This is a genomic window from Anaerotruncus sp. AF02-27 (assembly GCF_003465835.1).
In the GTDB taxonomy this organism is placed as follows: Bacteria; Bacillota; Clostridia; order Oscillospirales; family Ruminococcaceae; genus Anaerotruncus; species Anaerotruncus rubiinfantis.
On the sequence record NZ_QSBX01000005.1, the window covers coordinates 92801 to 112143 of the forward strand.

General features: G+C 54.3%; 23 protein-coding genes. 14 read left to right on the forward strand and 9 right to left on the reverse strand.

Annotation, left to right across the window (positions count from 1 at the left end; translation table 11 throughout):
* Nucleotides 1-95: 95 nt before the first annotated feature.
* From DWV16_RS06230 to DWV16_RS06240, 3 genes are read right to left on the reverse strand one after another with little or no spacing between them, the layout of a single operon-like run.
* Complete coding sequence (locus DWV16_RS06230) at nucleotides 96-1049, reverse strand: transketolase family protein (RefSeq protein ID WP_118478269.1); 954 nt, start codon at nucleotides 1047-1049, stop codon at nucleotides 96-98.
* A 1-nt stretch (nucleotide 1050) separates the two neighbouring features.
* Nucleotides 1051-1860 carry a transketolase gene (locus DWV16_RS06235; protein ID WP_066460048.1) on the reverse strand — a complete coding sequence of 270 codons (810 nt, stop codon included), beginning with the start codon at nucleotides 1858-1860 and terminating at the stop codon, nucleotides 1051-1053.
* Between the two features lie 21 nt (nucleotides 1861-1881).
* Entirely contained in the window at nucleotides 1882-2739 is an 858-nt protein-coding gene (locus tag DWV16_RS06240) for a CoA ester lyase (RefSeq protein WP_118478271.1), read from the reverse strand.
* 413 nt (nucleotides 2740-3152) lie between these two features.
* Here DWV16_RS06240 and DWV16_RS06245 point away from each other — a divergent pair, with 413 nt between their 5' ends.
* The 7 genes from DWV16_RS06245 to DWV16_RS06275 all read left to right on the forward strand — a co-directional run bounded on the left by DWV16_RS06245 (nucleotide 3153) and on the right by DWV16_RS06275 (nucleotide 8842).
* Nucleotides 3153-4205 (forward strand): LacI family DNA-binding transcriptional regulator, encoded by a 1053-nt coding sequence (locus tag DWV16_RS06245; protein WP_066460046.1) that lies wholly within the window; start codon nucleotides 3153-3155, stop codon nucleotides 4203-4205.
* 212 nt (nucleotides 4206-4417) lie between these two features.
* On the forward strand, nucleotides 4418-5398 hold the full coding sequence (locus tag DWV16_RS06250; protein WP_118478273.1) for a biotin--[acetyl-CoA-carboxylase] ligase: 981 nt from the start codon (nucleotides 4418-4420) through the stop codon (nucleotides 5396-5398).
* Entirely contained in the window at nucleotides 5395-5943 is a 549-nt protein-coding gene (locus DWV16_RS06255; RefSeq protein WP_118478275.1) for a biotin transporter BioY, read from the forward strand. The genes DWV16_RS06250 and DWV16_RS06255 overlap by 4 nt, the downstream gene beginning before the upstream one ends.
* On the forward strand, nucleotides 5940-6326 hold the full coding sequence (locus tag DWV16_RS06260; RefSeq protein ID WP_066460043.1) for a DUF1284 domain-containing protein: 387 nt from the start codon (nucleotides 5940-5942) through the stop codon (nucleotides 6324-6326). The genes DWV16_RS06255 and DWV16_RS06260 overlap by 4 nt, the downstream gene beginning before the upstream one ends.
* Before the next feature lie 76 nt (nucleotides 6327-6402).
* Nucleotides 6403-7176, forward strand: coding sequence for a type III pantothenate kinase (locus tag DWV16_RS06265; protein ID WP_066460042.1), 774 nt, complete (start codon nucleotides 6403-6405; stop codon nucleotides 7174-7176).
* Nucleotides 7177-7280: 104 nt separating this feature from the next.
* Nucleotides 7281-7883: an ECF transporter S component gene (locus DWV16_RS06270; protein WP_118478277.1), complete on the forward strand. Its 603-nt coding sequence runs from the start codon at nucleotides 7281-7283 to the stop codon at nucleotides 7881-7883.
* Entirely contained in the window at nucleotides 7880-8842 is a 963-nt protein-coding gene (locus DWV16_RS06275) for a P1 family peptidase (RefSeq protein WP_118478279.1), read from the forward strand. The genes DWV16_RS06270 and DWV16_RS06275 overlap by 4 nt, the downstream gene beginning before the upstream one ends.
* Nucleotides 8843-8900: 58 nt before the next feature.
* On the opposite strand, the gene DWV16_RS06280 is transcribed toward DWV16_RS06275, so the two are convergent.
* A complete protein-coding gene (locus tag DWV16_RS06280) occupies nucleotides 8901-9275 on the reverse strand; it encodes a desulfoferrodoxin family protein (RefSeq protein WP_066460039.1) in 375 nt (124 codons plus the stop codon).
* A gap of 318 nt (nucleotides 9276-9593) precedes the next feature.
* On the opposite strand from DWV16_RS06280, the gene DWV16_RS06290 reads away from it, so the two are divergent.
* The gene (locus DWV16_RS06290; RefSeq protein ID WP_118478283.1) at nucleotides 9594-9905 is read left to right on the forward strand and encodes a hypothetical protein; all 312 of its coding nucleotides are present in this window, start codon (nucleotides 9594-9596) and stop codon (nucleotides 9903-9905) included.
* A 148-nt stretch (nucleotides 9906-10053) separates the two neighbouring features.
* Here DWV16_RS06290 and DWV16_RS19010 read toward each other — a convergent pair whose 3' ends face one another.
* The gene (locus DWV16_RS19010) at nucleotides 10054-10203 is read right to left on the reverse strand and encodes a hypothetical protein (RefSeq protein ID WP_154018905.1); all 150 of its coding nucleotides are present in this window, start codon (nucleotides 10201-10203) and stop codon (nucleotides 10054-10056) included.
* 101 nt (nucleotides 10204-10304) lie between these two features.
* Between DWV16_RS19010 and DWV16_RS06295 the strand changes: the two genes are divergently transcribed.
* Both DWV16_RS06295 and DWV16_RS06300 read left to right on the forward strand, forming a co-directional pair.
* Nucleotides 10305-10487 carry a hypothetical protein gene (locus tag DWV16_RS06295; protein WP_066460036.1) on the forward strand — a complete coding sequence of 61 codons (183 nt, stop codon included), beginning with the start codon at nucleotides 10305-10307 and terminating at the stop codon, nucleotides 10485-10487.
* Nucleotides 10488-10598: 111 nt separating this feature from the next.
* Nucleotides 10599-10823: a methylenetetrahydrofolate dehydrogenase gene (locus DWV16_RS06300; RefSeq protein WP_066460035.1), complete on the forward strand. Its 225-nt coding sequence runs from the start codon at nucleotides 10599-10601 to the stop codon at nucleotides 10821-10823.
* Nucleotides 10824-10871: 48 nt separating this feature from the next.
* On the opposite strand, the gene DWV16_RS06305 is transcribed toward DWV16_RS06300, so the two are convergent.
* A complete protein-coding gene (locus tag DWV16_RS06305) occupies nucleotides 10872-12014 on the reverse strand; it encodes a ribose-phosphate pyrophosphokinase (RefSeq protein WP_066460034.1) in 1143 nt (380 codons plus the stop codon).
* A gap of 309 nt (nucleotides 12015-12323) precedes the next feature.
* Here DWV16_RS06305 and DWV16_RS06310 point away from each other — a divergent pair, with 309 nt between their 5' ends.
* From DWV16_RS06310 to DWV16_RS06325, 4 genes are all read left to right on the forward strand, one after another.
* On the forward strand, nucleotides 12324-13154 hold the full coding sequence (locus DWV16_RS06310; protein ID WP_066460033.1) for a VanW family protein: 831 nt from the start codon (nucleotides 12324-12326) through the stop codon (nucleotides 13152-13154).
* A complete protein-coding gene (locus DWV16_RS06315; RefSeq protein ID WP_118478285.1) occupies nucleotides 13151-14566 on the forward strand; it encodes an AMP-binding protein in 1416 nt (471 codons plus the stop codon). Before DWV16_RS06310 ends, DWV16_RS06315 begins: the two co-directional genes overlap by 4 nt.
* Nucleotides 14566-14802 carry a phosphopantetheine-binding protein gene (locus tag DWV16_RS06320; RefSeq protein ID WP_066460031.1) on the forward strand — a complete coding sequence of 79 codons (237 nt, stop codon included), beginning with the start codon at nucleotides 14566-14568 and terminating at the stop codon, nucleotides 14800-14802. Before DWV16_RS06315 ends, DWV16_RS06320 begins: the two co-directional genes overlap by 1 nt.
* Nucleotides 14803-14934: 132 nt before the next feature.
* Nucleotides 14935-16917: a sodium-translocating pyrophosphatase gene (locus DWV16_RS06325; RefSeq protein ID WP_066460030.1), complete on the forward strand. Its 1983-nt coding sequence runs from the start codon at nucleotides 14935-14937 to the stop codon at nucleotides 16915-16917.
* A 58-nt stretch (nucleotides 16918-16975) separates the two neighbouring features.
* Here the strand turns inward: DWV16_RS06325 and DWV16_RS06330 are convergent, their stop codons facing one another.
* The 3 genes from DWV16_RS06330 to DWV16_RS06340 all read right to left on the reverse strand — a co-directional run bounded on the left by DWV16_RS06330 (nucleotide 16976) and on the right by DWV16_RS06340 (nucleotide 19182).
* Nucleotides 16976-17170, reverse strand: a complete 195-nt coding sequence (locus DWV16_RS06330) for a hypothetical protein (protein ID WP_118478287.1) — start codon at nucleotides 17168-17170, stop codon at nucleotides 16976-16978.
* Between the two features lie 144 nt (nucleotides 17171-17314).
* Nucleotides 17315-18661 carry a DUF6179 domain-containing protein gene (locus tag DWV16_RS06335; protein ID WP_118478289.1) on the reverse strand — a complete coding sequence of 449 codons (1347 nt, stop codon included), beginning with the start codon at nucleotides 18659-18661 and terminating at the stop codon, nucleotides 17315-17317.
* Nucleotides 18640-19182 (reverse strand): DUF6323 family protein, encoded by a 543-nt coding sequence (locus DWV16_RS06340; RefSeq protein ID WP_118478291.1) that lies wholly within the window; start codon nucleotides 19180-19182, stop codon nucleotides 18640-18642. The genes DWV16_RS06335 and DWV16_RS06340 overlap by 22 nt, the downstream gene beginning before the upstream one ends.
* Nucleotides 19183-19343: the final 161 nt, after the last annotated feature.

The window sequence follows — 19343 nt, forward strand, 5'->3', positions numbered from 1 at the left end:
AGCTATTGCCGTTTCGCCCCCACTGAAAATCAGAGAAAACCGGGGGGCCTGATGCCCATCAGGTGAAAAAAGAACAGATACGGATACTTTGGTTATTAAATATTAACGCCTCCTTCATCTTTATAATTTTTTCTGATTGCCTGTGCAATTCCATCTGCATCAATGCCGTGTTTATGCATCAGATAATCCAGCGTGGCGGTCTCTCCAAAACAGTCCTGCAGACCCAACCGCGCCATTGAAACTGGGGTTCCCTCCGTCGTCACAACCTCTGCGACTGCCGCTCCCAGGCCGCCGATCACCGAATGGTTTTCCGCCGTCACAATGGTTTTCACATGCTTTGCGCATTCCAGGACCGCCTGGCGGTCGATCGGCTTGATCGAGGACATATGCAGATGATAAACCTGTATGCCCTCCGACCGCAACGCCTCACACGCCTGGATGCCCGCCTCTGTAGTGATTCCCGTTGTAATCAGGCCGACCTTTTCTCCCGGCTGCAGAAGTTCCGCCTTTCCGGGTTCGAAACGGAACCCCTCCTTGTGAAAGACAGGATACTGTCCCTTATTGGAACGAATATAAACTGGCCCCACATGTTCCGCCGCATAGCGGATGATCTGTGCAAATTCCTCCGCATCCCCGGGATCGAACACTTGGAAACGGGGAATAGCCTGGAAAATTGCCAGGTCGGAAATCGAGATATGGGTACCGCCGTTTTTTTCGCTGGTTAACCCGGCGGAGGTTCCTACGATCTTTACGTTGAAATTGTTATACGCCACCGAATTAATGACCTGATCACAGCCTCTCTGCGCGGCAAAACAGGCAAAGGTGGAAGCAAAAGGGATTTTACCGGTGGCAGACATTCCTGCCGCAAAGCCGATCAGGTTTTGCTCGGCAATCCCTACATCATAATGGCGCTCTGGATATGCCTCTTTAAATACCACGCTACCCGAAGCTTTCATCAAATCCGCTTCGATCACGACCAGGTTCTTGTTGTTTTTTCCCAGTTCCACCAACGTTTCGCCATAGGTCTGATTCGTATCTCTCATTACCATATCAACCGACGCTCCTCTCCAAGTCGCGTTTTCCGACAGCAAACTGTTCCGGGGTTATTTTTCCACTGTGCCAAACATAGTTATCTTCCATGAAAGAAACGCCTTTGCCTTTCTTGGTGTGGGCAATGACCACAACTGGCTGCTTCTCATGCAGCTTTGCTTTTGCAAAGGTTTTTTTCAGGTCAGCCGTGTCGTGCCCGTCGCATTCCAGGACATGCCAGCCAAAGGCGCGCCATTTATCGGCAAATGGTTCCAGACCGATCACGTCCGACACCCGGCCGTCGATCTGGCATTTATTATAGTCCACCACCGCAATGAGGTTATCCAGATGATATTGCGCCGCAAGCATCGCGGCTTCCCACACCTGTCCCTCGTCGCACTCGCCGTCGCCCAGCACTGCATAAACATAGGTATCCGGGTACTTTTCCTTTAACGTGATAGCCATACCGCAGGCTACCGAAAGGCCCTGTCCGAGCGGACCGGCGGAAAACTCGATTCCGCGCACCTTCATGCGGTCAATATGTTTGGGCAAACTGCCGCCGTTCTGATCCAGCTCCGCCAATCTTTTTTTATCAATAATTCCTTTGTCCGCCAGCACAACATATAAAGCGGGGCCGGCATGTCCTTTGCAGAGGATAAAACGATCACGGTCCGGGGCTTCCGGCTCATCCGCCCGGTACATCACGTCATAGTGGAGAACCGTTAAAATTTCAATTACAGAAAGAGAACCACCGTAATGCCCTCCTCCTGCGTTTGTAATTGTTTCAAAGGTAAGTTTTCGCAATTCGTTTGCTTTTTGCTGCAGATTCATGGTCTGATTCTTCTCCCTTCATCAATTAGACCGGTACTGTTGTATCCGATCCAACACACGCTTTGCACGGGCAATTATTGGGGCGTCCACCATCTTCCCGTCGAGTGAAAAGGCTCCTAAATGACTGTTTTCGGGCAACTGTGAGATCTCTACCACTCGCTGCGCAAAGGCAATCTCCGCTTCTGACGGGATGAAACTATGGTTGATGATCTCCAGCTGCGCGGGATGAATTGCAGTTTTTGCCTTAAATCCGGCTTGTTTTGCAACACAAATATCTTGTTCCAGCCCAGCGTTATCTTTAAAGTCAACATACGGAGTATCGATTGCCTGAACTTCTTGGCTCCGGCAGACAAGCCCGATTATTTGCCTGGCCAGGAGAACTTCTTCGCTGCTTTTCGTTCTCGCAATCTCCAGATCTCTCGTATAGTCCTCGGCGCCAAACTGAACGGCTTTGATATGGGCGGAAGCTGTGATGGTGGCCTCCAGATGAATTAATCCGAACGCGGTTTCGATCAGCGGAATTAAGAGGAGGCTCTCGAGGACTCCCAGTTTTTTAAAATCGCGATCTACTGTTTTAACACTTTCCGGACATGCTTTCGGCAGTACGATCCCAGTTATCGGAAGCGTAACTGCAAGTTTTAAATCTTCCGTATACTGCGCTGATGCTGGATCATTAATCCGAATAAAAATCTCTTTTTTCGGACTTTTTTGATTCAGGAAATTTGTGGTCACTTCACGCGCAAGTTCTTTCTGGCTAAGGGTGACGGCATCTTCCCAGTCGATAATCATACTGTCGCATACGCTGAAAATTCCTTTTTCCAACATATGGGGCTTATCTCCTGGAACATATAATAATGATCTTCGGTAAGCGTTTTCCATTTGTACCCCTCATTACTACAACGTTGTAATTCATTTGATTTTATTAAACCCTTTAAAAGTAAAAATGTCAAGCATATTTTTGAATTATATTATAATTACGGCTTTATTCTATTTATTACACTAGTTTTATGGGCTGTTTTTGTAAATAATCAACTATTACGTTTTAGTAAAAAATTTAAAAAAAGCTTGATTATACGAAAAAAAGAAACTATACTTAAGGTGGCGCGGCACAACGGCCTAAAAATCCGCAAACAATGCCAAAGATATACAGCAGTGTGATGGCAGCCCTTTTTATCAGTAAAGAGCTGTCTGGAGGCATCATTCTGCTGTTTCAAACCTTTTATCACAAATGATCTAATTATCTAATAAAAAGAGGTGAGCGATATTTAGCCTCCGTCAATATCATTTAAGATATGTCTACAAAAGTACGGCTGATTGACATTGCGCAGGCAGCGGGCGTTTCGGTCTCGGCAGTTTCCAAAGCGTTGGGAAATAGTTCCGAACTTCCGCAGGCAACGAAAGATCGCATCCTTGATTATGCAAACCGCTTAGGGTATCGACCAAACTTTACCGCGCGGTCATTGCGGCTCGGACGCAGCAATTTATTGGGGGTTCTCATTCCGGATATTACGAATGCATATTATGCCTCCATCCTAAAAGGAATTGAAGCAAAGGCGCGTTCCTATGGTTTTACCACGATCATTACGATCACAAACGAAGACTCTGAAATAGAGAAAAACACCTTGGACGCGTTCCTTTCGGTTCCTGTGGACGGCATTTTATCTGTTCCGATCGATTTGAACAATTATGCTCCTTTGGAAATACCCCTTGTTTTGCTCTCGAGGTATCCATTTTTCGAAGGTATTTCTTATCCCGCGCACGCTATTCCAAATAAGGAATTTAATTATGTGTTGAGCAATGATTTTAAAGGTCAATATTTAGCCACAAACCATCTGCTGTCTTGCCAGCTCCAAGAGGTCTATCTCATATTAGGGGAGGCATCAAACAAAGTGGTGGCCGGTATGAAATCCGCCATTCGCTTATCCGCATACAAGGAAGCCTTAAAGGAAAATCAGGTGCCTTTCGATCCCTCCAAAGTATTTTATCATGGGGATGTTTTTTCTTCCGTCTATGATATCACAGATCAAATTTGTAAAACAGCCCGAAGGCCCTTTGGAATCTCCCTGACAAATGATTCTACCGCGGTGAGCGCATATAGTGCTATTTTCAAAAACGGTCTCTCCATTCCGAAAGACGTGCAGATCGTCGGTTATGACGACATCGAAATATCCCGGCATTTTTTCCCGGAACTCACTACCATTCATTCCGCAAAACAATCTATTGGCGAACAAGGCGTTTCGCTAATTGCCGATTTTATTGGCAGCGATAAACCGAACCGGTCAAAAATCCGCACGATTTTTGATCCTTATCTTATTGAACGGCAGACAACAGCTTTTGTGGAATAACACAGATGCGGGATTTTTAAAAGCGTCTCTGTGCCTTTAGAGGAACCGCAAGCCGTCTGCCATAATGCTTTCCTGGGATTTTGGGGATTACTCAATCTTCATGGCCGCGTGATTGCGGAACTTGGAAAGGGTATTGTAAACTATTTTTTAAAAAATAGTTTACAATACCCTTTTTTTATGATACAATACCCCCGGAAAGGACAGGTGAGGGAATGTCGTCCAAAAGTGAAGTGCTGTCGGTACTCGAATCCCAAAAGGGCATCTACATCTCTGGGGAAGCGCTTGCCCGGAAGCTTGGCATCTCCCGCGCCGCAGTCTGGAAAGCGATTGGCGAGCTGCGGGAGGAGGGCTACCGAATAACGGCGCTCACCCGAAAAGGTTACCTGCTCGAAAACGCGAGCGATCTTCTCTCTGCCGAAGCGGTGCGCCTTTTCCTGCGCCGTGAGCCCGGACGGGAGATCATCTGCCGCAAACTGGTCTCTTCGACCAATCAGGCCGCGAAGGAACTGGCGCTTTCGGGCGCGCCGGATGGCGCCCTCCTGCTTGCGGAGGAGCAAAGTGAGGGCCGCGGGCGGCGCGGCCGGGGATTTGTCTCTCCGCCCGGCGCAGGCATCTATCTGAGCGCGCTTTTGCGTCCGCAGCTTTTGGCGGCGGACGCGGTACTGATCACGGCTGCGGCCGCAGTGGCAGTCTGCGAAGCGGTGCAGGCACTCTGCGGGATCGATTTGGGGATCAAATGGGTCAACGACCTTTATTTGGGGGACAGGAAGGTCTGCGGGATTCTCACCGAAGCCGCCACCGATTTTGAGAGCGGCTCGGTTGAGTATATGGTGGTTGGCATCGGGATCAACTTTACCACGCGGCCGGAAGATTTTCCAGAAGAGCTGCGCACGGTCGCCGGTTCGCTTTTCCCGAAAGGGGAAGCTCCGGTTTCCCGCAGCCAGCTTGCTGCGGAGATTGTGAACCGGCTGGAAGAACTGTTGCCCGGCCTGCCGCAGCGGCGGTTCCTCGCCGCCTACCGCGCGCGTTCCATTCTGCTCGGGGAACGGGTCGAAGTGCTGCGCGGCGAAAAACGGGAGATTGCCCGCGCCGTTGCGATTGACGACGATGCGCGGCTTGTGATCCAAAAAGAGGACAATACCACCGAAGCGCTGCGCTCCGGTGAAATCAGCATCAGGAGGAAACCAGTATGAAACAGCGCATCACCACCCACGATATGATCCTCTGCGCGCTTTTTGCCGCGCTTACCGCTCTGCTTTCACAGCTTGCCATTCCGCTCCAGCCGGTTCCGATCAATCTGGCGACTTTGGCGGTTTTCCTTGCGGGCGGCATCCTTGGCGCGAAATACGGGGCGCTCAGCCAGCTCGTCTATGTGCTGGTCGGCGCGGTAGGCGCGCCGGTATTCTCATCCTTTACCGGCGGCGTGGGGATTTTGGTCGGCCCAACCGGCGGATATATCGCAGGATATGTCGCCGCGGCTTTTCTGGTGGGTCTGCTTATTCAAAAGTTTGGGATGAAGATCCATATCCTCGTCCTTTCGATGCTCGCCGGACTCGCGGCATGCTATCTGCTCGGCACCGCGTGGTTCATGATTTCGACCGGCACCGGCCTCATGCAGTCACTTGCGCTTTGTGTTGTTCCGTTCCTGTTCGGTGACGCGCTTAAAATCCTGGCGGCAGCGATCCTTGTCCCGCGCATCTGCGGGGTGCTCCGCCGGGGTCCGGCGCGCGTGGCGTGAACGGCGAGCCCCTGCGGCTGCGGCCGCACCATGGGATTTGCCTGCGTTTCTTTAATGGAAAGGGATATGATAAAGCTTTTGTAAAGAACATGGCATGCGTCGCAGACAGCCTGAAAATGAATCCGGAGCGGCAGGTGATGCTCCTCTGCGGCGTGGACGCGCTCTGTATCAGCTGTCCGCATAACTGCGGCGGGGAATGCGACAGTGAAAAACCCGCACGGTATGACTCGGCGGTTTTGTCGCTCTGCGGTCTTCAGGACGGGGAGCTCCTCCAATGGCGGGATTTTCAGCGGCTGGTTTTGGAAAAGATCCTCGCGCCGGGAAAGCGGGAGACAGTCTGCGGGGACTGCGTCTGGACCCAAATCTGTCCGGCACGGGAATAAAAACGCGAAAGGCCGCTTGCAAGCGGCCTTTTGTTGTGCTATGATTTTCCCTGAGATAAGACGGGAGGGGAACGGTATGATCCTTGCGATCGACATCGGCAATACAATCACCGAAATCGGCGCCTATGAGGGGGACGGCCTGCTGTTTGTTTCCCGGATACTGACCGCCATCAATAAGACGGAAGCCGAATACGCGGTGCTTATCCGCGACGTAATCCGGCTCTACCGGCAGGACGAACGTGCGCTCACCGGCGCGATCATCTCGTCGGTGGTGCCCTCTCTGACCCAGCGGCTGCACAAGGCGGTCGCACTGATCGAACCGGTGAAGATTTTGCAGATCGGGCCGGGCATCCGAACCGGGCTCAATATCAGGATTGACAACCCGGCGCAATTGGGGGCCGACTTTGTGGCCACCGCAATTGGCGCGATGGAGAAATATCCGCTTCCGGCGGTGATCATCGACCTTGGGACGGCTACAAAATTTTCTCTGATCGACGAAAAGCGGATGTTTATCGGCGGTTCGATCATGCCGGGCGTGACGGTTGCGCTGGAAGCACTGAGCAATCAGGCTGCACAGCTGCCGCACATTGGCCTGGAAAAACAGGTTAGCCTGATCGGTACCAACACCGAGGATTGTATGAAATCCGGTGTGCTGTACGGCACGGCAAGTATGATTGACGGGATGCTCGACCGCTACGAAGAAAAAATTGGCCCAGCCAAAACGGTGGTGGCCTACGGGCAGCTTGTGAATACGATTATCCCACAGTGCCGGCACAAAATCCTTGTCGATGAGACGCTGCTGCTCGACGGTCTGTACGCCATCTACAGGCGCAACAGCGACCGTATCTGAAAAAATTGAATAATAATGGGTATGTAACCGCTCCGGCGGAGGCATAAATTCCAAAATATGCGCTGCATCCGGAATGCCGGAGCAGCAGCAAGGAGAGATGTCTTATGTCAACCACACGCAAGACCACAAAGTTCACCCAGTTGTCCCTGCTCATCGCACTGATGGCGGTGCTGGCGTTCACACCGCTTGGATTCATCATGATCCCGCCGGTCTCCATCACCATTATGCACATCCCTGTCATCATCGGAGCCATCCTGCTGGGCCCCGTTGACGGCGCCATTCTGGGCGGTGCGTTCGGGCTTATGAGCCTTCTGAAGGCTTCGACAACGGCTGTTTCACCGGTGGATCTGCTCTTTTCCCCCTTTGCAAGCGGCGCGCCGTTCGCTTCGCTTGTGATGTGTATTCTGCCGCGCATCCTGCTCGGAGTGATCGCCGGGTGCCTTTATCGGCTTCTGCGCCGCACCGGCCGTGAAACCTTTGCGATTGCGACGAGCGCGGCGATTGCGAGCATCTGCCACACGGTGTTGGTGCTCGGCTGCCTGTGGGCGTTGTTCGATGCGATTCCGCTCAAGGACGTATTCCTCACCATTGTGGGGTTCAACGGCATTCTGGAACTTTCTGCGGCGGTTGTCGTCACGACAGCGGTCTGCCGTCCATTGATGAAGTTTTTGGCAGCGCAGGGAGCTTTGCGGGAGGCAAAAGCATGAAAGAAATTCCAATTACAGAGATAGAGAATCTTAAAATCGGAAACGCGCAGGACATCGAGGGCGGCACCGGCTGTACGGTGCTCCTCTGCGCGCGCGGGATGCCTGCGGGGCTCGATGTGCGCGGCGGAGGCCCCGCTTCGCGCGAAAGCCAGCTTCTTAGCCCACTTGCCGCAGCGGAAGCGGTGCATGCCGTGCTGCTTTCCGGTGGAAGCGCTTTCGGGCTCGATGCTGCCGGCGGCGTAATGCGCTACCTGGCTGAGCGGGACGTGGGTTTTGACACCGGCATTACAAAGGTGCCGCTCGTCTGCGCGAGCTGCCTCTTCGATCTGGTGGTCGGTTCGCCGGATGCGCGCCCGGATGCAAAGATGGCTTATGCAGCCTGCCGCGCGGCCGAACAGGACGCGCCGGAGGAAGGGAATTTCGGCGCGGGCACGGGCGCGACGGTCGGCAAATATCATGGACCGGCCACCATGATGAAATCGGGGCTGGGCATTTATGCCGTGCAGCTGGGGGATTTGAAGGTGGGCGCGGTGGTCGCGGTGAATGCGCTGGGCGATGTCTTTGACATTGACAGTGGCCGCCGTTTGGCCGGGATGCTCACCCCGGATCTTTCCACTTTCGCGGATACCGAGCGGACAATGTACACGGAGAACACGGTACGCGGAAATCTTTTCACCGGGAATACAACGATCGGTGCGGTGATAACAAACGCGCGCTTTGACAAGACGAAGATGAATAAAATTGCTGCAATGGCCCACAACGGCTATGCGCGGGCATTGAACCCGGTCAACACGACCGCCGACGGGGACAGCATCTACGCGCTCTCGGTGGGAGACATGCAGTCCGACCTGAATCTGGTTGGGACGCTCGCGGCGCGGGTGATGGGCAAAGCGGTTGCCCGCGCTGTACTGCGGGCGGAACCGGCATATGGACTGAAAACTGCCCGGGACTTTCTCTGAAGCGAATAAAAGCTCCCCCGTCCGGGGGAGCTTTTATTTTCTCGTTTTGGGGTGCTGTTTACAGTTCGGATTTCCAGAGTCCGTGCAGGTTGCAGTAAGCGTAAACCGCCACCGGCTGGTCGCCGCCGAGCGCGAAAGTCACTTCCGGGGCGGAACCGGGCTTGAGATTTTTGCGGTGGATACCGTTTCGGGTTTCAAGAGCGACCCATACAATCCAATGTTTTTCTTCCATCGGATGGGAGACGCTCCCAACGTTCACCGAAACGGTGCCGCCGTCCACCTTGACGAGCGGGACATGTTTTTCGGTTGCGGCGTCAGTGGTGTTGGCGGTCAGTTTGTGCATCTTTTCTCCGCAGCAGACAACGGGAACGCCTGCGTCGTGCACCATTTCAATGAGATTCCCACAATGTTTACAAATGTAAAAAGTTGCCATCACAATTTCTCCTTCACAGATTTTCATTTTATTAGTTTGCCCGCCAAGTGGGCTTCAGAACCGTGTTTAGCAGAATATTTTCATCCGGTCTCCCCAAATTTTTGATCCGCGCAGAGCGGCTGGTCGGGAACTTTTCAGGATGAAAACTATACGTAATTTGTATATTTTAATATTAACACAGGCCGCCGCAATTTGCAAGCCCTTTATACCGCTATTTTTACCGCGGGACGGGAAAAAATTCCGAAAGTTCTTTCATGCCGCTAAAATGAGGAACCCGCGCTTCCTTTTTTACATACACTGGCATATGGAGGGGAAGCTATGACCAACCAGTTTCATCCGGGAAACCGGCCGGGACGGCCCGATCGTCCGATGCAGCCAAATCCGCAGCCAGCCAACCCGAACCCGCAGCAGGCGCCCCAAAACCAGCAGGCTCAGCTAAACCAGATGCGTATGCAGCAGAATTTTCAGAACCGAAACGGAATGCGGATGCAGCAAAACCACGGGAACATGAGTCGGATGAACCAAAACCGTCAAAATCCGTCCGGTGTGCAGAAGATTCTGCAAACAGCTTTGCAGAATCCGGTGGGAACTCTCAGCAAGGTAATGAATATTATAAGACTGTTGGGATAACCGCAGCCGGTTTGCCTGTACATACCTTGGAACAGGGACCTGGCCGCAGTTTACGAAAACTTTTACGAAAATTACCGATGAATCGAGCGATAAGGGAACAAAACGATCAGGAAAGCGGGACGCCGGGAGGCGTCCCGCTTTTGCGCGCTCAGAGATAAAAACATGGGGACCCGATCAGGCAGATGAGCAGCAGGATTGCCAGCCCGGCAAGAAAATAGGCCAGGCATCCGCTGCATCCGCGGTTTTCTTCCGGCGGGCAATCCTTTTGGGGCGGCCCGGGACAGTTGCAGTTACGCATTGCGCTCCCTCCTTGCTACAGGATATTCATCTAAGGATGGGTTCAGTCCTGTCGGACGGAATCCCTTTTTTGCGCATAGATTGGGAAAGGAGGTGTTTTTAATGGCGCGCAGCTATTACTACCAAAGGCCTGGTTATCCACAGCCGGCCCGGCGGCACCACGGCCGCAACTGGCCGACAAATATCAATTCGCCGGGTATGCATACCTTCCAGCGGCCGCCGGACCGGCTGCCGGAACCATTGGTTGAAATCCGCGTTGACGGCGAACGCTTCCGTTATCGCTGAAATATTTGCAGAAACCCGCCGGAAAGCTCTTGACCCGACTGGGGATAGCGGATACAATAAAGAATGTTTATGGGCATTCAAATATCATTCAGCAAAGGAACGTGAAGAAAAATGAAAGTACGCATTCCAAAACACCGTGAGTTTGTCATCGATATTCAGGAGGAGGATGAAGCGAAAAAGCAGGAATGCTGGGATGCGCTTCAGAAAATCCTGGACGACTATAAAAAACAGGGGAAATCGGTGTATACCGAAACCTTCATAGAGGACAACGAGGACAAGGTGAAGGCGCTTCAGGAAACCTATCAGTTCACCTATACCGTTGAACTGAAAAAATAAGCATGCAGCAGAAAAGCCCGCCGGCCGGCGGGCTTTTTGAATATTGATTTACCGGCTGGCGAGCAGAGCCTTGATCTTCTCGTGCGGGTCGATGATCGCGCTGACCGAGATGTCATGGTTGATCGCAGCAATGAAGTAAGCGATATATTTGGAAACGTCAACCTCATGGAACCATTCACGGCTGCGCAGCTCCTCGCTGCGATAGGTGAGGTTGGTGCCGAACACGCCGCTGATGATGCCGTCCCGATAGGCTTTGTCAAACGCGTCGAGCCCGTTGGTGAAGATCGCGTAGGTCGCGTAGGAGAAAATGCGGTTTGCCTTCTGCTTTTTCAGCTCGTAGGCGATGTCAAGCATCGAATCACCGGAAGAGATGATATCGTCCGCGATGAAAACGTCCTTGCCTTCAACCGAAGTGCCGAGGTATTCATGCGCAACGATCGGGTTGCGCCCGTTGACGACCCGGGAATAGTCGCGGCGTTTGTAGAACATACCGAGATCGACGCCAAGCACCGACGCGTAGTACATGTTGCGGTTCATCGCGCCCTCGTCCGGGCTGATGATCATGAAGCGGTCACGGCTGATATCGAGCTCCGGAAAGGCATGGAAGAGCGCTTTGAGAACCTGATAGGTCGGCATGACGTTGTCAAAGCCGGTCAGCGGGATTGCGTTATGGACGCGCGCGTCGTGCGCGTCGAAGGTTACGATGTTGGAGACGCCCATATGGGTCAGTTCCTGCAGGGCCATCGCGCAGTCGAGCGATTCGCGATAGTTGCGGCGGTGCTGCCGTCCGCCATAGAGAAGCGGCATGATCACGCTGATACGGTGCGCCTTGCCGCCGGCCGCCTGGATCAGACGCTTGAGATCCTGGAAATGGTCGTCCGGGGACATGCAGTTCTTCTGGCCGAACAGGTTGTAAGTGCAGCTGTAGTTGCCCATATCCACGATGAAAAAGAGGTCATTGCCGCGGATGGTGGATTTGATCAGCCCCTTGCTGTCTCCGGAGGAGAAACGGGGGCATTCGCTCCCGACGATAAAGGTGTCGGTGGAATGTTCGCTGGATGCAGCCCAACTGGTCAGATGTGCATCAATCTTCGCGCCAAGTTCCCGCGCGCCTTCGCTGACGATGAGGCCCAGCGGAGCCACACGGTCTTTTCCGTTAAAGATATCTTCTGCCTCGATATGCCCTGCCATTTTAAACGCTCCTTCAATCTCTTAGCTTTTTAGGTTTCACTGTAGAAATTGCGTGGATTCTGTCGAAAATCACACAGGAATATTATACATGATTCCATCTGCCTTGTACACTTAAAAACCGAATTTCCGTAAAAATGATCGAAATTACCGAAAGGATCTCCTTTTGATTATAAAAATTGTGAGAAACGAAAGAAAATTTTTGAAAATGGGATTTGGATGTGTTATAATATCTAAGTTACATATGGCCTATGGCCACGGTATATTTCTCGTGCCGGCCATTTTAAGGACAACTGGAAGTGAGGGAGCGGATTGGGACGGCGCAAACTGTTTTGTGAACGTGGGCCGCTGTGCTACGCGGTGTCCCTGCGCAAGGAGTATCTGCTGCGCTGGTGCCGGGATCTGGGCAGCCATGTGCGGTTTGCCTCCAGCCAGACTGGGGAGCCGCTTCCATTTATCGTAAAATCCCACCGCTCGGTTCTTCTGCGCAAGCTTTTTGGCGTGAACCAGCAGCTTCAGCAGAACAAGGCGGTCAACCTGCGGCTTGCCAGCCGGGGAATCGATGGGCTGCTCATCCGTCCCGGAGAGACGTTTTCCTTTTGGCGGCGGGTGGGGAACCCCACCGAAAAACGCGGCTTTTTGGAAGGGCTTGTGATCATCGGCGGCGGAAAACCGTCGGCTGCGGTTGGCGGAGGGCTCTGCCAGCTTGCGAACCTGATCCACTGGCTTGTTTTGCAAAGCCCGCTCACCGTCACCGAACTGCACCATCACACCGATGCCATCTTCCCGGACAGTGACCGCAGGGTTCCGTTCGGCACAGGCACCTCGGTTTTCTATAACAATGTGGACTACCGCTTCCAAAACGACACGCCGGATACCTATCAGCTGCGGGTCTGGCTGGACGAAACAGATCTTTGCGGGGAGCTGCTCTGCAGCCGGGAACTGCCGGTTCGGTACCGGATCGAGGAGCGGGATCACCACTATCAAAAGGAATCTGACGGCTGGTACTACCGTGTGAGCGAGATTTGGAAAAAGACGATCGACCGGGCGAGCGGCGGGACGCTGGAGGAAACCATGATCTTCAAAAACCACTCCCGCGTCCTGTTCGACGAGAGCCTGATCCCGCCGGAGCAGATCCGATGAACCCGCCGGAACCGGTGATCGCACAGATCGGACGGCAGGCGCGTCTGCGCCCGGAACAGGCCGCTTATCTCTGCGGGGACGAACAGCTGACCTATGGGGAACTCTGGGCGGGCTCCGGCCGGATCGCGGCGGGACTGCGAGCGGTCATGGGGGAAAATCCCGCGCCGGTTGCAATTCACGGGCGCAAGGGCGGCTGGTTTCTCACCTGTATGCTCGCCTGCATGCGTGCCGGGAAAGCCTATTTGCCAATCGATTCCGCCTGTCCGCCGGCGCGTGTCCGGCAGATCCTGTCCAGCGCAGGCGTGAAGCTGGTCCTTGACTGGGAAACGGCAATGCGGATGCTTGAAAAGCCGGAAGCGGTGGAGGTTTTGCGCTGCAATACCGACATTTCCTATGTTTTATATACATCCGGAAGCGAAGGGGCGCCAAAAGGCGTCCGGATCACACCGGAGAATCTCAGAAGCTTCACCGAGTGGAGCAGGACCCTGGCAGACGGCGGAATCTGGCTCAACCAGGCGCCGTATTCGTTCGACCTTTCCTGTATGGCGGTTTTTCCGGCGCTGACCGGCGGGAAAACCCTTTGTGACCTCGATGCGTCCCTGCCGTTTGGGCGGATGTTCAATTGCCTCGGCGCTTCTGGGGTGGCGGTATGGGTTTCCACCCCGTCGTTTGCGGCCTATTGCCTTTCGGACAGAAGTTTCGGCCGCGCGCTGCTGCCAGAACTCAATACCTTCCTTTTCTGCGGCGAAGCGCTCAGTCCGCAGCTTGTCCGAGGGCTTTTTGAGCGTTTCCCGGACGTGCGGGTGGTCAATGCCTATGGCCCCACCGAAGCGGCTGTTGCGGTTACCGCTGTGGAAATCACATCGGGGATGTGCGCCGGCCTGCTGCCGGTTGGCCGGCCAAAACCGGGAACACAGATTGTCGTTGCGGACGGATCGCTCCGGCCGCTTCCCGACGGCCAAACCGGGCAGATCGTAATCCTGGGCGATTCGGTCGGCGCGGGATATATTGGAGAGGACCCAAACCGAAAATTCCGGCTTTTCGACGGCGTACCGGCATATCTGACCGGGGATCTTGGATTTTTCCGGGATGGGATGCTGTATGTTGCCGGCCGCATGGATGAGATGCTCAAATACCGGGGCTTCCGTGTGGAACCGTCTGAAGTGGAAGCGGCGCTGCTTTCGATCGGCGGCGTTTCACAGGCCGCCGTCCTGCCGGAATACGCGGACGGGGAAGTCCGGTCGCTGACCGCTTTCCTCTGCGGAGAACGGCGGGAATCACTTTGGGTGCGCCGGGCGCTGCGGGAGCAGCTGCCCGCTTATATGATTCCGAAACGGATCGTGTGGCTTTCTGAAATGCCGTTGGCTGGCAATGGAAAGCTGGACAAAGGCAAACTTAGGGGGATGCTCTGATGGAGGAGAAACTGCTGCGTCTGCTTGCGCAGGTATGCGGAGACGACATCGTTTTATACGACCGTCAGGTCGATCTCTGGGAGGAGGAGCTGCTTGATTCGCTGGGGCTTATGCAGCTGCTTGACGGGATTGAAGATCTTTTCAACCTGGAAATCTATCCGACGCAGGTTTCGCCGGAGATGTTCGCGACGCCGCAGCGGGTTCTGGAACTGGTAAAAGAAAAAACGGAAGGATGATTTTGGGGAATATAAATAATTTTTTGTTGCACTAAATAAAATTATTTAGTATAATATGGATGCGTGCTTGGACTTGCGTATCCTTGTTATAAAATAAGAAAAGTGTGAAAATGAATGGAGGGCTCCTACACAATGAACAGTCTATTCTATGTCGCCCCGATTGTCGGGGTGGTGGCGCTTCTTTGCGCGTGGTGGCTGTCGACCTGGATCAACAAAAACGGTATGGGAAACGACCGGATGAAAGAGATTTCATCCTACATCCGCGAAGGCGCGATGGCATTTCTGATGCGTGAATACCGCACCATCGTCATTTTTGTTGTGATCATGTTCCTGGTTTTGACCTTTGCAATCAATCTTCCGACCGCCGGCTGTTTTCTGCTTGGCGCGTTTTTCTCGGTGCTGGCGGGCTTTTTTGGGATGCGCACCGCGACCAGTTCCAATGTCCGCACCGCCGCTGCCGCGCAGGAGCATGGGATGACCCATGCCCTCAAGGTGGCGTTCCGCGGCGGCTCGGTTATGGGGCTTTGCGTGGTAGGCCTGGGCGTGCTGGGCGTGGGCGTGCTTGCAATCGTACTTGGCGTTGAGAATGCGAGCATGCTGACCGGTTTTGGGCTGGGCGCCTCCTCAATCGCGCTGTTTGGGCGTGTCGGCGGCGGCATCTACACCAAAGCGGCCGACGTCGGCGCCGACCTGGTGGGAAAAGTTGAGGCGGGCATTCCCGAGGACGACCCGCGCAACCCCGCCGTCATCGCGGATAACGTGGGTGACAACGTGGGTGATGTGGCCGGTATGGGTTCCGACCTGTTTGAAAGCTATGTCGGCGCGATCATCTCCTCGATCACGTTGGCCGTGACCCTTTCCGACCCGGACCCGCTGACCGGATCGATCTTCCCGCTGGCGCTTTCGGCCATCGGGATCCTGGCTTCGATCATCGCGATCTTCATGGTCGGCCGGGGGGACAGCAAAAATCCGGCAAAAGCGCTCAATATGGGTACTTATGTCAGCGGCGGGATTGTCGTGGTGGCTTCGTTCTTCCTGAGCCGGGCGCTTTTTGGTGACCTGCGCGCGTTTGTCGCGGTTGTGATCGGCCTTGTGATCGGCGTTTTGATTGGCGCGATCACCGAGCGCTACACCTCCGGCGACTACAAGTCGGTCAAGAGCATTGCCAAGCAGTGCGAAACCGGACCGGCAACCTGCATCATTGACGGCTTTGCGGTTGGGATGCTGTCCACCGTCTGGCCGATGCTCCTCATTGCGGCGGGTATCATCGGCGCCTATGTGGCGTTCGGGCTCTACGGTATCTCGCTGGCGGCGGTCGGGATGCTCTCCACCGCGGGTATCACCATCGCGGTAGACGCTTACGGCCCGGTTTCTGACAACGCGGGCGGCATTGCCGAGATGGCGAACCTGCCGGAAAGCGTGCGCGAGATTACCGACAAGCTCGACTCGGTCGGCAACACCACTGCTGCCGTTGGCAAGGGCTTTGCGATCGGTTCCGCCGCGCTGACCGCGCTGGCGCTGTTTGTTTCCTATTCGCAGATTGCGAAACTCACCGCGATCGACCTGCTGATGCCGCAGGTGGTTGCCGGCCTGTTCATCGGCGGTATGCTTCCGTTCCTGTTCTCGGCGCTGACCATGCGTTCGGTCGGTAAAGCCGCGTTCCAGATGATCGAAGAAGTCCGCCGCCAGTTCAAGGCGAACCCAAAGATCATGGAAGGCACCGAAAAACCCGATTATGCGAAGTGTGTTGATATTTCCACCGCTGCCGCGCTTAAAGAGATGGTCATTCCGGGCCTGCTGGCGGTCGTCAGCCCGATTCTGGTCGGCCTCTGGAGCGTGGAAGCGCTCGGCGGCCTGCTCGCGGGCGCGCTGGTCGCGGGCGTCCTGCTCGCCATCATGATGGCGAACGCGGGAGGCGCATGGGACAACGCGAAGAAATACATCGAAGAAGGCCATCATGGCGGCAAGGGCAGTGAAGCGCACAAAGCCGCGGTTGTGGGAGACACGGTGGGCGATCCGTTCAAGGACACCTCCGGCCCGTCGATCAACATCCTTATCAAACTGATGACGATTGTTTCGGTTGTGTTCCTGCCGCTCTTCATGCGTCTCGGATAAAACTGGATAAAAAGGCTCCGTATCAATTTGATACGGAGCCTTTTTTGAATGATGTAGGTCAGATTGCGATGCTCTCCGCCTTAATAGTGAGCACGGTATGCTCACTATTGCGAAAATTGCTTTTCTTCAGATAGCGGTTTGCCAGCAGAGGGGAGGAGAAAATTTTAGCCAGACGGGGATCATGGACAAGCATCCGTGCATTAAAAAGGTATTTGGCTGTATTGTTTTCACGGATCTGGATAATATACTGCATTTATACTCCTCCTTCTTTGAAAATATTATCATAATCTGGAAAGATTTACAATAAAATGCGTGTACGATATAACAAGAATTACAAAATGTACGGCTGTGCCTGAAATAAAAATATGCGCCATCCATCCGGGATGGCGCATACCGTTTAGCTGCCGAGCGCATGGAATTGCCGCAGAACCGCATCCCGGCGGCTGTCCGGGAGCCGGTTGAGATAAGAGGCGTACCGCAGCTGCCACTCAACCTCGCGCTGTGCGCGGATCTTTCCCTCCGCATCCTCGAAGGGCATCCGGGAAAGCAGCAGAGCCTGCACGGAAGGCTCAAACGAATCAAAAACCATCGGGTATTCCTCCTCGAAAATGCAGTCCGCAGCGAGCAGATCGACGAGGTCGGTCAGCGAATGCACCTCGGTGTGCAGGATGCGGATTTTGGCCTCGACCGTTTCACAGATGAGGATTTCATCCGCCAGCAGCGCGAAATCCTCATCGTTCAGCGTTTCCCCATCAGCGAGGACCATCTCCGGCTCCTTTGCACACAGAACGGCGAACGGTTCGAGCCGGCCGCCGGCCGTATTGAGATCGTCCGCGAAGTCCGCGGCGGCAGCCCGCACATAATCGTCCAGTTTCGGGTTTTCAAACGCGCACTGGGCAAGCAGCAGGTCGGCGGCATGTTTTATCAGGGCCTGCCGCTGGCTTTCCTGCAGCGGCAGAAGCTTCTGTTCGAGTTCTGCGGCGCTTTGCGCATCAAGCTCCATCCCGCCGCGTCCAAGCAGGAGATTGAGCAGCAGATTGCGCAGCGCGATGAGGAAAAGGTTGGCATAGGCGTCGGCGGGTGAAACGCGGCTCTGATGCGCGTACTGTTCGAGAAGCCTCTCAAGCCCGTCTGAAAAATGCGCACAGAAGCGGTTTTCGAGTGCGAGGGAGGAAAGGCGGTCGTGCACCGCAAAGATGCCGGTCGTACCGTTTTCACAGGCGAGCGGATATTCGGTGATGACCATAAAGTCATGGGGGAAAGGGGAGGACTGCCAGGCGCGCAGCAAACCCGGCAGGGTGCTGTCCAGCGTGATGCGGTAAGCTTCGTTCACTGTGCGCGTACGGGTGGCGCGCACGCGGGAGAGCAGCGGCACACAGGCTTTTGCTTCGGTATTTAAAATATCGGCTCCTATCTGGTAAACGGCTTCGACCGGTCGGTTTTTGAGCAGGTTGATCCCATCGGCGGGGGTTGCCTGGCTCTTGAGCGCGAGGTCAATGCAGTAGCCGATCCCGTCCATCAGCTCGTCCGCCGTCGATTCAGGCACCGAGCTGCTTTCCCCGTGGGTTATTTTCACAATCTGCGCGCGCAGGAGGGAAAGCAGTTCATTTTCGATCCGCGCGGCATCCATGTCATTAAGCATGCCGACCCGGCGCGCTTCCTGGATGAGCGAAAGGGTAAAGGCTCCATAATCGATTCGATCCTGGTCGAGAGCGATGTGCTTTATAAGCGAATGGTCCGCCATTTGTCATCCTCCTGCGTGTCAAAGTCGGTCAGTTCCGCGTCTTTTGCGGCGGTTTCCACTGTTTCTTCCGGCGGAGTATCGGTGCCATAGGCGCGGATGCTGCGCGCCATCTGTTCAAGTTCGCGATTGGCGAGCAGTTCAAGCGAACCGCCGCATTTGCCGTCGAAAAAGTCTTTCATCTTTTCGAGCAGTTCGTCGTCCGGGATCTGTTCGAGCGTGTCGGTCTTCATGTAGTAGAAGAGCTCAACCAGCTGCCCGATGGTATCCGCGTAATTGTCCGCGGTCAGGTGGGGCGAATCGCAGAAGGCCAAAATCACCCGGTCAATCATACTGTCCCCAATCTCGATCCGGCCGCTGCCGCGCAGCGCCTGTGCGTGGACTTTTTGCAGTTCGGACGCCTGTTCGTAAGTCAGCGATAACCCATATTGGCTCGCAACATCGTTGGTGCTCAGGATGGCGTCGGTTGTTTTGCCTGCGAGAAGCCCGGCGTCGCCCGCAAGCAGTTTCATCAGTCCGCTCATGGAAAAATCCTCCCCGATCCTTCAAAAGATTTGGGTCTTGACAAATGCGGGAAAATGTGATATGTTATATTTAGATAGATATGAATAAAATCGAATATTCGTATCACAAACTCAAGTATATCAAAATCCACGGCGCTTGTCAAGAAGCACCGTGGATTTTT

Coding starts and splice junctions, on each gene's coding strand:
- DWV16_RS06300 (WP_066460035.1), top strand. CDS start 10,599: ATGAAAGTACGCATTCCAAAACACCGTGAGTTTGTCATCGATATTCAG.
- DWV16_RS06320 (WP_066460031.1), top strand. CDS start 14,566: ATGGAGGAGAAACTGCTGCGTCTGCTTGCGCAGGTATGCGGAGACGAC.
- DWV16_RS19010 (WP_154018905.1), bottom strand. CDS start 10,203: ATGCGTAACTGCAACTGTCCCGGGCCGCCCCAAAAGGATTGCCCGCCG.
- DWV16_RS06295 (WP_066460036.1), top strand. CDS start 10,305: ATGGCGCGCAGCTATTACTACCAAAGGCCTGGTTATCCACAGCCGGCC.
- DWV16_RS06230 (WP_118478269.1), bottom strand. CDS start 1,049: ATGGTAATGAGAGATACGAATCAGACCTATGGCGAAACGTTGGTGGAA.
- DWV16_RS06335 (WP_118478289.1), bottom strand. CDS start 18,661: ATGGCGGACCATTCGCTTATAAAGCACATCGCTCTCGACCAGGATCGA.
- DWV16_RS06265 (WP_066460042.1), top strand. CDS start 6,403: ATGATCCTTGCGATCGACATCGGCAATACAATCACCGAAATCGGCGCC.
- DWV16_RS06250 (WP_118478273.1), top strand. CDS start 4,418: ATGTCGTCCAAAAGTGAAGTGCTGTCGGTACTCGAATCCCAAAAGGGC.
- DWV16_RS06245 (WP_066460046.1), top strand. CDS start 3,153: ATGTCTACAAAAGTACGGCTGATTGACATTGCGCAGGCAGCGGGCGTT.
- DWV16_RS06305 (WP_066460034.1), bottom strand. CDS start 12,014: ATGGCAGGGCATATCGAGGCAGAAGATATCTTTAACGGAAAAGACCGT.
- DWV16_RS06270 (WP_118478277.1), top strand. CDS start 7,281: ATGTCAACCACACGCAAGACCACAAAGTTCACCCAGTTGTCCCTGCTC.
- DWV16_RS06235 (WP_066460048.1), bottom strand. CDS start 1,860: ATGAATCTGCAGCAAAAAGCAAACGAATTGCGAAAACTTACCTTTGAA.
- DWV16_RS06255 (WP_118478275.1), top strand. CDS start 5,395: ATGAAACAGCGCATCACCACCCACGATATGATCCTCTGCGCGCTTTTT.
- DWV16_RS06240 (WP_118478271.1), bottom strand. CDS start 2,739: ATGGAAAACGCTTACCGAAGATCATTATTATATGTTCCAGGAGATAAG.
- DWV16_RS06280 (WP_066460039.1), bottom strand. CDS start 9,275: ATGGCAACTTTTTACATTTGTAAACATTGTGGGAATCTCATTGAAATG.
- DWV16_RS06315 (WP_118478285.1), top strand. CDS start 13,151: ATGAACCCGCCGGAACCGGTGATCGCACAGATCGGACGGCAGGCGCGT.
- DWV16_RS06290 (WP_118478283.1), top strand. CDS start 9,594: ATGACCAACCAGTTTCATCCGGGAAACCGGCCGGGACGGCCCGATCGT.
- DWV16_RS06340 (WP_118478291.1), bottom strand. CDS start 19,182: ATGAGCGGACTGATGAAACTGCTTGCGGGCGACGCCGGGCTTCTCGCA.
- DWV16_RS06275 (WP_118478279.1), top strand. CDS start 7,880: ATGAAAGAAATTCCAATTACAGAGATAGAGAATCTTAAAATCGGAAAC.
- DWV16_RS06325 (WP_066460030.1), top strand. CDS start 14,935: ATGAACAGTCTATTCTATGTCGCCCCGATTGTCGGGGTGGTGGCGCTT.
- DWV16_RS06330 (WP_118478287.1), bottom strand. CDS start 17,170: ATGCAGTATATTATCCAGATCCGTGAAAACAATACAGCCAAATACCTT.